This is a genomic window from Klebsiella sp. K47, assembly GCF_051858335.1.
GTDB lineage: Bacteria > Pseudomonadota > Gammaproteobacteria > Enterobacterales > Enterobacteriaceae > Klebsiella > Klebsiella pneumoniae.
In genome coordinates, this window is the sequence record NZ_JBPYUI010000055.1 from 1 (window position 1) to 5,060 (window position 5,060).

The 5,060-nt window shown below is 53.8% G+C and carries 7 protein-coding genes; all 7 read left to right on the top strand.

What is annotated here, in order from left to right; genetic code table 11:
* A partial coding sequence (locus tag RRF55_RS26755) for a hypothetical protein (protein ID WP_373559891.1) occupies positions 1-71 on the top strand: 71 nt, incomplete at its 5' end.
* Between the two features lie 11 nt (positions 72-82).
* Positions 83-1,432, top strand: a complete 1,350-nt coding sequence (tssK, locus tag RRF55_RS26760; protein ID WP_064153743.1) for a type VI secretion system baseplate subunit TssK — start codon at positions 83-85, stop codon at positions 1,430-1,432.
* Positions 1,429-2,118: a type VI secretion system protein TssL, short form gene (gene tssL / locus RRF55_RS26765; protein WP_025368033.1), complete on the top strand. Its 690-nt coding sequence runs from the start codon at positions 1,429-1,431 to the stop codon at positions 2,116-2,118. Before tssK ends, tssL begins: the two co-directional genes overlap by 4 nt.
* Complete coding sequence (locus tag RRF55_RS26770; protein WP_032415285.1) at positions 2,118-3,794, top strand: OmpA family protein; 1,677 nt, start codon at positions 2,118-2,120, stop codon at positions 3,792-3,794. The genes tssL and RRF55_RS26770 overlap by 1 nt, the downstream gene beginning before the upstream one ends.
* A 2-nt stretch (positions 3,795-3,796) precedes the next feature.
* On the top strand, positions 3,797-4,288 hold the full coding sequence (gene hcp / locus RRF55_RS26775) for a type VI secretion system effector Hcp (protein WP_025368035.1): 492 nt from the start codon (positions 3,797-3,799) through the stop codon (positions 4,286-4,288).
* A 230-nt stretch (positions 4,289-4,518) separates the two neighbouring features.
* Positions 4,519-4,683, top strand: a complete 165-nt coding sequence (locus RRF55_RS26780; RefSeq protein ID WP_107318634.1) for a hypothetical protein — start codon at positions 4,519-4,521, stop codon at positions 4,681-4,683.
* A gap of 25 nt (positions 4,684-4,708) precedes the next feature.
* On the top strand, positions 4,709-5,060 hold a 352-nt coding region (locus tag RRF55_RS26785; RefSeq protein ID WP_439419188.1), incomplete at its 3' end, for a contractile injection system protein, VgrG/Pvc8 family.

Genomic DNA, 5,060 nt, shown 5'->3' on the forward strand with positions numbered 1-5,060 from the left:
CGCACTTCCAGGTCGAGGGGATGGACGTCAATCTGTCGCTGGTTAGCCAGATGCCCAAAGCAAAAGCATAAGGCAGGACGGGATGAAAATTTATCGTCCACTATGGAACGAGGGGGCTTTACTATCTCCTCAACAGTTCCAGCAGCAGACTGAATGGGAGTCTTTCCGCAGTGCCGGTGCATCAGCGCTGGCATCCCCATTCCCCTGGGGCGTGGAAAAAATTGAGTTTAATGACAGTCTTCTTTCGTCCGGCCTGATCCAGATTACGCAGTTACGCCTTTGGCTGGAAGATGGTTCATTAATTGATGCGCAAAGGAGCGATTTGCCTCCGGCGCCGCGTGAGTTAGATGCCAGCCAGCTGACAGGTCGTGATGCGGTAACTGTAGTCATTGCATTGCCGCATATGCAGCCTGGCATAAGCAACGTTGAACAGGAGGACGTCAGTTCAGAACGGCCGCTTCGCTATAGAGAAGAGTGGGTAACATTGCAGGATGCCTTTGGCTCTGAAGAAGAATCTATAGCAGTTGCCCGGTTTAATTTCACCATCCGGTTTGCCCATGAAAGCAATGATTCCTGGAAAGTGTGTCCGGTCGCAAGACTGATTCGGGATGGACAAAATGCGTGGCGACAGGATCTATCTTTTATTCCTCCAGTAGCGTCATTTGGAGCAAGCCCGGTTCTTCACGAACGTCTGATGTTGCTTAACCGCCAGTTACGCTCCCGACGCCAGCGTTTGATGACGATGCGCCGAGAAAGCAACGAAAGGCTTGCCGATTTTGCCGTCGCCGATGTTTCCCTTTTCTGGTTGCTGAATGCACTGAATTCTCACGCCACAGTGCTAGCAGAATACGAACGTTTTCCTTCACGTCCACCTGAACAAGTATGGGCTGAGCTCGCTCGTCTGGCAGGCAGTATGCTGACCTTTTCCCTGGACCATGATCTGGACGCCATACCGGGTTATGACCACGAGGAGCCAGCTAAGGCGTTTCCTCCGCTGTTTGACCTGATAACGGGTTTGCTTGAGGCAAGTCTGCCATCTCGAGTCATTGCTCTGGAAATGACCCGTCCGGACGGACAGACCTGGAAGGCCAACCTCCACGATATCCGTCTGCGTGAAGAGGCCGATCTCTATCTCTCTGTACGCTCGGATATCCCGGCCTGGCAGGTTGCCGAGAAATTTCCTGCACTCTGTCAGGCAGGTTCACCTGATGATGTCCGCGAAATCTATGGTGCTGCGCTCAAGGGGATCCCGTTGATACCGGTGAGCAGAGTCCCGGCAGCGTTGCCTGTACGCATGGAAAACCAGTACTTCGCACTTGATATAGAAAGCCCTGCTGCGCATGAAATGCTGGAGCAGGGGGTATGTATGTTCTATGTGCCTGAGTTACTTGGTGCTTTGGAACTTGAACTGTTTGCGGTATTGCGCTCATGAGACAGGATATCGATATCGACCAGCTAATGACGGAGACCTGGCTCACCGTCACCATGCTTAAGAAAGGCGCCATCACGCTTAATGGCTCTGCGCTTTACAACGCATGCGTTAAACAAGTTGAAAGTGTGCGGGAAGCGCTGGAGCGTGCCGGTTATGACGATGCCAGTGTGGAACATATTTCCTACGCACAATGTGCCTTGCTGGACGAAACGGTGATGAGCCGTAAGCCCGAAAAAAGCGAAGGAGGAGAGGAGCCGAAAGTAGATGAAGGCCAGATGGTCTGGCGTAAAGCACCGCTTCAGGCCCGTTTTTTTGGCTCACTTCGGGCAGGTGAAGCACTATGGGATCGGATTGCAGAGGTTCTGCGTCAGCCCTCACCGAACCCGGCCGTTTTAACCTGCTATCACCGGGTGATAGCGTTGGGCTTTCAGGGATTATACAGCCTGAAAGCGGTCAGCCAGTCACAGCGGGATGAGGTAGTGAAAGCCCTTTCTGAGCGAGTTTCTCCACCTGATGCTGGCCTGTCGCTGGTTGTTTACCGGATAGGGAAACATCGCTGGAGTCTGATGCGCTCGGTCTGGTTCTGGATAGTGCTGGCCGTCATTCTGACCGGGATTATCTGGTGGGGTGGCCATCTGTGGCTTCAGGCGCTGTTGTCAGCACAAATACCGGAGCTGCATGGCTAATGCGCAGAAAAGTCATCATTTCGGTAGGCCTACACACTTTAGCAGCTGTAGCCGCGCTACTGTGGTTGCTGTGGTATTTCATTCCGACAGGCAACGTATTTAAAGGCCTGTCCACTTTGCTGATCCTCCTTCTGGCAGGCTGGTATGTGTTCAAAAACTGTCGGCATGAGGAGCCCGTACCCGACGCTTACCTCCCGGCGGCTGAACTGCCATTACTCGACGCTGAGGGCCCCGTTGTACTGGTGTGTGGCGACATGCTGGATGCGTTGTTTCAGGGAAGCCCTCTGCGTAAAACAGCCCAGGGATGGTGGCTACGGGTCGGCGACGTCAGCCGGTTAGCTGACGTTGTCCGCAGCATACAGACGCAGTTTCCGCGCCAGGTCGGTCAGCTCTCGGTAATGTACCGTTGCCTGCCAGACCATCATCAGGATGAAGCCGTACTTCGTTCCGCACTGAAAACGCTCCGCCAGCAGTGTAAACAGATTAAATCCCTGACGGGTATCACACTGCCGGTTGTGTTGAACGCTGAATTATCCGGGCCTGAAACGCCATGGATAATCGTCCGGGGTGACAAGCCGATGGTATGTCCCCTTAATGATTCACCGCAGGCATTCATTGACTGGCAGCAGACGGACGCCAATATCCTGGCGCTGCCGGCAGTCAGCCAGGCATTTTCCTTTATCCGTAATACGTTGGCTGATGAGCTGGATAAACCTGACCGCTTAACGCCGCCGGTGCGTGCATTTTCCGTGATCATGCGGCTCGGAGTAGTCAGCCCAGAGACTCGGTCTGTCTGGGCCGGTTGGCTCTATTCCCGTACCTGCTTGCAGTTTTCCCGAGCTCCCGGGCAGTCATCGACAAGTCTGTTCCCGGATGCGGTTTTGCCACTTCTGGCACCGTTTGCCTCGCCAGTACAGGGAGGCAAACGTACCCGTCTTCTGGTTCTGCTGATATGGCTGTGCGTTCTGACGGCGTTGGGCATATCCGCCCTCAATAATCGTGATCTTATCCGTCATGTCAGTACCCATTTACAGCGCTGGAATGCTATTCCAATGAATCACTACCCCCCTAAAGCAGAATCACTGGTTGCACTGAAACAGGATGCGCTCCTGCTTGAACGCTGGCAGCGTCAGGGAGAGCCTTTACGTTATAGCCTGGGTTATTACCCGGGACAACGTCTGTGGCTGGCCTTGCAGCAGGCTATCGATACCTGGACACCGCCACCCGCCCCTGAACCGAAACCGGTACCGAAAATTGTACGACTCGACAGCATGTCACTGTTTGACTCCGGCAAATCGGTACTCAAAGACGGCTCAACCAAAATACTCGTTAATGCACTGGTAGGGATTAAAGCCAGACCAGGCTGGCTAATCGTGGTCAGCGGTCATACAGACAATACCGGCAGCGTTCAGCTAAATCAGACCTTGTCTTTGCAAAGAGCTGAGGCCGTCCGTAACTGGATGCGTGATACCGGGGACGTACCGGAAAGTTGCTTTGCCGTGCAGGGTTACGGCGACAGTCGACCGATTGCATCAAACGACACGCCTGATGGCCGTGCGCATAACCGGCGTGTCGAGATCAGTCTGGTACCGCAGGCTGACGCCTGTCGTCTGCCAGGCGCAAAACATGCGTCACAGGATGTAGGTGACGTTTCAACTCGAGAAATGGAGAAGTAAACATGGCAATCCCAGTTTATCTGTGGCTGAAAGACGACGGTGGCGCGGACATTAAAGGTTCCGTGGACGTGAAGGACCGTGAGGGCAGCATTGAGGTGGTGGCGCAGGAGCATAATCTGTACATCCCGACCGATAACAACACCGGCAAGCTGACTGGAACCCGTATTCACACGCCGTTCCTGTTTACCAAAGAAATCGACTCTTCCAGCCCGTACCTGTACAAGGCGGTGACCACCGGCCAGACCCTGAAATCTGCTGAGTTCAAGTGGTACAAAATCAACGACGCGGGTCAGGAAGTGGAGTACTTCAACACGAAGCTGGAAAACGTGAAAGTGGTAAAAGTGAATCCAGTGATGCACGACGTCAAAGATCCTTCTTTCGAGAAGCACAACCATCTTGAGCGGATCGAACTGCGCTACGAAAAAATCACCTGGACCTACAAAGACGGCAACATCATTCATTCCGATTCCTGGAACGAACGCACTACGGCGTAAGAACCTGGCGGGCAGGTCCTCTCTGTCCGCTCTTTTTGCTGAGCGTCTGTTTCACGGGCGTTGAGCAAAGAAAAACACAATCTGCCTGCCTGACCTGATGCGCTTTGGACTCCTTATCAAAAGGAAACAGCGACGGGCGGTAGCGTGTCTGCGAACTGCTAAAGAGAGAATCTCATGGAAAATCCCGCCATCTTGTTACGCCGTCTTAACCCTTACAGCGCCCGCTGACAATGCATGCCATGTGCACCATTGTTGGCATGAATCTGGCACAGATGAGCACGCGTCTACAACGCCACTACGGCATTTCTACTCACATTGGCGAACGTCGCATCGATATGCTGACGATGGCGTCTTTGCTGCCGGATACCGGTGCCCGCAACATAATTGACGATTAGTGGTATCCTGAAAGGGAGAAGAACTATGATTGATAGCTTAAGCAGCCTGGCGCAGAAGGCGATGGATGAAGCCCTGAGCCTGTCCCGCTACCGGGTTGCTGTGCATGAATGCAGCGATTTCCTGGATGTTCTGCGTTACAGCGCGGTGGAATCCCTCAGCCAGCCCTGGCGGTATGACGTGGCGGTCACCTGCTCCTCTGCGGATATTGCCTGTGACACGTTACTGCTGAAACCCGCATCATTTACTTTCATGACCCCGGTGTTTGACGGCACCCCGGCGCTGCCGGTCCGGACGGTTTATGGCGTGGTGGAGTCGTTTCGCCGGATATCCATGTCAAATGACGATACCCGTTATGCTATGACGATCGTTCCCCGCA

Excerpts from the sequence above, each read along its gene's own strand:
- hcp (WP_025368035.1), top strand. The coding sequence starts at position 3,797 with ATGGCAATCCCAGTTTATCTGTGGCTGAAAGACGACGGTGGCGCGGAC.
- tssL (WP_025368033.1), top strand. The coding sequence starts at position 1,429 with ATGAGACAGGATATCGATATCGACCAGCTAATGACGGAGACCTGGCTC.
- tssK (WP_064153743.1), top strand. The coding sequence starts at position 83 with ATGAAAATTTATCGTCCACTATGGAACGAGGGGGCTTTACTATCTCCT.
- RRF55_RS26770 (WP_032415285.1), top strand. The coding sequence starts at position 2,118 with ATGCGCAGAAAAGTCATCATTTCGGTAGGCCTACACACTTTAGCAGCT.
- RRF55_RS26780 (WP_107318634.1), top strand. The coding sequence starts at position 4,519 with ATGCATGCCATGTGCACCATTGTTGGCATGAATCTGGCACAGATGAGC.